At 31.6% G+C, this 1884-nt stretch carries 3 protein-coding genes; all 3 read left to right on the top strand.

The window, feature by feature from the left end:
* Positions 1 to 140 precede the first annotated feature (140 nt).
* A complete protein-coding gene (locus tag HMPREF0072_RS12715; protein WP_081447036.1) occupies positions 141 to 599 on the top strand; it encodes a TnpV protein in 459 nt (152 codons plus the stop codon).
* Entirely contained in the window at positions 485 to 1639 is a 1155-nt protein-coding gene (locus HMPREF0072_RS12710) for a hypothetical protein (RefSeq protein ID WP_169303263.1), read from the top strand. The genes HMPREF0072_RS12715 and HMPREF0072_RS12710 overlap by 115 nt, the downstream gene beginning before the upstream one ends.
* A partial coding sequence (locus HMPREF0072_RS12705) for a hypothetical protein (RefSeq protein ID WP_004828967.1) occupies positions 1585 to 1884 on the top strand: 300 nt, incomplete at its 3' end. The genes HMPREF0072_RS12710 and HMPREF0072_RS12705, both read left to right, overlap by 55 nt.

Genomic DNA, 1884 nt, shown 5'->3' with positions numbered 1-1884 from the left:
GGAAATAAAAAGATTAGAAATTTTAGAGAAAATTCAAGAAAGAAAAGATTTGGAGCAGACAAAAGAGCTTAAGGAGCGTTATAATAAATTAAGTTCTGATATAAATGGTGAAATAAATTTAAAAAAAGGAGGCTTGGAAGATGAACGAGAAAGTAACATTGGCAGGCAAGGAATACCTCATGGAGGAGGGAATTTACACACCAATCGTCAAGGAGAATTCCTTCGAGAGACAGGGAGGGACATACAAGATGGAAGAATTGGAGGAAGGCATGGAAGTCCTAATACCCAATATGGAAATTCCCGAGGAAATAGATTTAAAGAAACTCAACAGATGGGGAAGGATGAGATTGAACTTTCTCAAGGAGAACAAAGAAGAGGATTATCAGATAATGTATTTGCAAGGGACATTGATGGATCATCTTCTATCAAAGGAAAAAGAGATAGAGGACTTTATCACGAGGGAAGAAGTCAAAATGATGGAAACTTGGGGTCTGACAGAAGAACTGAAAGAAGAGGACTATCTGAAATATCTGAGGTTGAAGAAGAACATGGATATGACCCTACAAGAAATAGGGGAAAAGGAGATAATCTTAATCTAAAAAAAGAGGAAGTAGAGTCTACTTCCTTTTTTTCTGCTAAAAATCAGGGAGAGCAAATATCCTTCTCAAATCCAATAAGTCAAAGAGAAATAGATACATTTTTAATTCATGGAGGAAATCATGAAGATGGAAGATTAGCAGTAATAGCAGAATTTTCTAAGGGTAAATCTTTAGAAGAACAGGCAAACTTTTTGAAAGAAATATATAAGGGAGCCAATGGTTTTGAAATTGAAGGAAGAAAGATATCTGCATGGTTTGGAAAGGAAGGAGCAATTTTTAAAGATGGAGATGAGGCAAGATATAGAGAAGGGCAAATAGTTTCTTGGAAAGATTTAGCTAATAATATTAATGATTTATTAAATAGAGGAGAATTTGCTAGCAATGTGGAGGTTATAGAAAGTGCCACATATGAAAGAGAAAAAATAGCAGAAAAATTATTGTATTTAAAGAGAGATCTTACTGATGAAACTAAGGATAGATATCTATCGAGTCTTAATGATATAAAAGGAAGAGGCTTCCCAGATGAAAAAGAAAATCTCGGGAAAAAACTTGAAGATAAAAATTTTATAAATAAACTCAGAAAAGAATACGAGGTATTTTTAGAAGAATATAAGATTAATCCTGATATTTTAAGATTTCATCATTATAAATTATCTACAATCTATAATGACATCAATGATCTAGAAATAGAAAGAAAATTATATAGGTCAAATTTAAAGGATATTGCACCTATTCAGAGTTTTATAACACAAGATGAAATAGATGAAAGCCTAAAAAGAGGAAGCGGGTTTTCTGATGGAAAGAAAAGAATATATGAATTTTTTACTGAAAAGCATGATTTAAAAGAACAAGCAGATTTCTTGAAAAATGAATATGGCGTAGGTGGAAGTTCTCATGCACTATCTGCTGCAAGAGAAAGTGGTGAGTGGCACGATGCGAAGGGAATAAAATATAATAAAGGTAATGCAAAAGAAATACTACTATCTTGGTCAATGTTGCAAGAAAAATTAATGACCTTATTAAAAAGAATAGATATATAGATGAAGAAAGTTTTGAAGAAAATAGGGAGAAAAAAACAGATCAGGAAATAAATAAAACAGAAAAAGAAAGCCAGGAGTATATAAATTATCAAGATGATTTGCCTCCAACTGATAATGATGTATATATAGAAAGAACAAATAATAGTTCTATATATTATTATCAAGGACAGTCTGTAGCAAGTATAGGTGATGATGGAAAACTTATCATTTATGATGAATTTATACCAAACTTTTTAAAAGAAGAA

The organism is Anaerococcus lactolyticus ATCC 51172 (genome assembly GCF_000156575.1).
In the GTDB taxonomy this organism is placed as follows: Bacteria; Bacillota; Clostridia; order Tissierellales; family Peptoniphilaceae; genus Anaerococcus; species Anaerococcus lactolyticus.
The sequence above is the reverse complement of the archived record's forward strand: the minus strand, read 5'-3'. Positions and strand labels throughout refer to the sequence as shown.